A 2,197-nucleotide genomic window follows, 5' to 3' on the forward strand; every position below is an offset into this window, starting at 1 on the left:
GGCCCTAATCGAGCACTCGCGCAGCCACCTGCAAATCCGCGAGAAACCCCCCGTACACCTCGGCGCGGTCGTCGTCCCCCGCACGCAGAATCGCCGAAGGATGAATGGTGGGCACCACCCGCTCGGTGCGCCCGTGCACTTCACGCTCCGTACACGTACCGCGCTCCTTGGTGACCCGGAACGAGGACCCGAAGAGCGCCTTGCCCGCCGTCGCGCCGAGAACCACCAGCACCTCGGGCTCCGTCAGCGCCAGCTCCGCGGCGAGCCACGGCCCGCAGGCCGCCATCTCCCGCAGCGTCGGCGGCTTGTGGATCCGCCGCTTCCCGCGCCCTTCCTCGTACGCCCACTTGAAGTGCTTGACGGCATTGGTGACGTACGTCTGCGCCGGGTCGATGCCCGCCTCGTCCAGCGCGCGGTCCAGCATCCGGCCCGCCGGACCGACGAACGGTGCCCCGCGCCTGTCCTCCTGATCGCCCGGCTGCTCGCCCACCAGAAAGACCCGGGCATGCGCGTCGCCGGTGCCGAAGACGGTCTGCGTCGCGTTCTCGTGCAACGGACACCCCCGGCAGCCGGCCGCCGCCCGCCGCAGCGCCTCCAGCCCCGCGTTGCCGCTCACCCGCCGCTCCGCCTCGGGGAGAAAAGGCGCCGCGTCGTACGCCTCCTCGGGCCGCTCACCACCTGCGGCGCTCTTCCCTGCCTTCCCTGCCATACGGCTCGCGGTACCCCGCGCGCCGGGGGCTGTCACAGGTGGATCGCTCACTACACCCGCATGGGCTGGGGCGTCTCGCGGCGCTCGGGGTCGGGGCCCTCGTGGGCGTGGAGCACGGTGTGACGGGTGTCACGTTCGGCGGGGCGGAAGCCGGTGTCGCGGATCAGGTCCAGGAGGTCCTCGCGGGTGAGCGCGTCGGCGGGCTGCCCGGCCTCGCCGGCGTCGTCCGCCACCTGGCCGGCCAGTTCGTCAGCGCCGTGCTGGAGGGCCAGCTGGGCGGTTTGCGGAGTGTGCAGCGCCCAGTCGGCCGCCACATGGGCGACGTTGTCGAACAGCAGCCGTGCCACGGCGAAGGTCTTCAGCACCTCGGCGCCGGTCGCGCCGCGCGGCCCGTCCTGGAGCAGCGGTACGAAGAGGCGGAACCCGCCCGTCTCGTCCTGGAGTTCGCGCAGCCGCAGCACCTGCTCGACACAGGCCGCCGGGTCGACGGAGGCTCCGGCGCCGCCGTAGTGCATGGCGCACGCCGACAGTTCGACGCCGTCCGGCAGCGCGGCCCGCAGCTCGCGGACCGTATGCGGCAGCCCGCTCCAGTCCGTTCCGGCGTCGGTGGTCAGCCGCAGCTCGAGGCTGCCGTCGGCAGCCGCCCCGGTGGCGAGCGCGACCGCCTCCTCGACGTCCGTCCCGGCCGCCACGTCCAGCGACCTGTGGGCGGCGAAGTACACGGTGTCGCCGCTGTGCCGCGTGCGCACCTGGTGCGCGAGGCCGCCGAGCCAGGCCAGGTCGTCGCAGCCGTACAGGGCGATGCCGTCCTCGCGGGTCAGCCGCTCACCGGAACCGGCCTTCCGCTCGATGTCCGCCGCGTCCATTCCTCGCGCCACCTGCCTGCCTCGGTCCGTCACTCGCGTCTTGATGCTGATTCGCGCGCTCCCGACCCTACGCCAGGCCCTGCGGGCTCCTAATCCTCGGGCAGCTCGCCGACCCTGTTCTCCCACTTGGTCGACAGCACGATCGTGGTCCGGGTACGGGAGACGCCCTTGGTGCCGGACAGCCGGCGGATGGTGCGCTCCAGCCCGTCCACGTCCCCGGCCCGCACCTTGAGCATGTACGAGTCGTCACCGGCGATGAACCAGCAGTCCTCGACCTCCTGGAGGTCACGCAGCCGGGTGGCCACCTCCTCGTGGTCGGTGGCGTCGGAGAGCTGGATGCCGATCAGCGCCGTCACCCCCAGGCCGAGGGAGGAGGCGTCGACGGTCGCGCGGTAGCCGGTGATCACCCCGGCGGCCTCGAGCCGGTTGATCCGGTCCGTGACACTGGGTCCCGACAGCCCCACCAGCCGCCCCAGTTCGGCGTAGGAGGCTCTGCCGTTCTCCCGCAGCGCCTGGATGAGCTGCCTGTCCACCGCGTCCATGGATGCCGCTGCCTCCTGTACGTAGAAGTCCGGGGAACGAATCTAAGGCATGGGGCCCGTACCGCCCCGACCAGTTCCCC

The 2,197-nt window shown here is 72.3% G+C and carries 3 protein-coding genes; all 3 read right to left on the reverse strand.

The genetic code is table 11. The features are described from left to right. Positions 1 to 4: 4 nt before the first annotated feature. Positions 5 to 709 carry a UdgX family uracil-DNA binding protein gene (locus ITI46_RS34230; protein ID WP_209243916.1) on the reverse strand — a complete coding sequence of 235 codons (705 nt, stop codon included), beginning with the start codon at positions 707 to 709 and terminating at the stop codon, positions 5 to 7. A gap of 50 nt (positions 710 to 759) precedes the next feature. Then, positions 760 to 1,575, reverse strand: a complete 816-nt coding sequence (locus tag ITI46_RS34235) for a hypothetical protein (RefSeq protein WP_209243918.1) — start codon at positions 1,573 to 1,575, stop codon at positions 760 to 762. Between the two features lie 89 nt (positions 1,576 to 1,664). Next, a complete protein-coding gene (locus ITI46_RS34240; RefSeq protein ID WP_209243920.1) occupies positions 1,665 to 2,117 on the reverse strand; it encodes an Lrp/AsnC family transcriptional regulator in 453 nt (150 codons plus the stop codon). Positions 2,118 to 2,197 lie beyond the last annotated feature (80 nt).

Origin of the sequence: Streptomyces oryzae (genome assembly GCF_017676365.1) — a bacterium.
In the GTDB taxonomy this organism is placed as follows: domain Bacteria; phylum Actinomycetota; class Actinomycetes; order Streptomycetales; family Streptomycetaceae; genus Streptomyces; species Streptomyces oryzae.

Bases quoted from the DNA above. Each gene is read 5' to 3' on its own strand.
- ITI46_RS34230 (WP_209243916.1), bottom strand. From the start codon at position 709: ATGGCAGGGAAGGCAGGGAAGAGCGCCGCAGGTGGTGAGCGGCCCGAG.
- ITI46_RS34235 (WP_209243918.1), bottom strand. From the start codon at position 1,575: ATGGACGCGGCGGACATCGAGCGGAAGGCCGGTTCCGGTGAGCGGCTG.
- ITI46_RS34240 (WP_209243920.1), bottom strand. From the start codon at position 2,117: ATGGACGCGGTGGACAGGCAGCTCATCCAGGCGCTGCGGGAGAACGGC.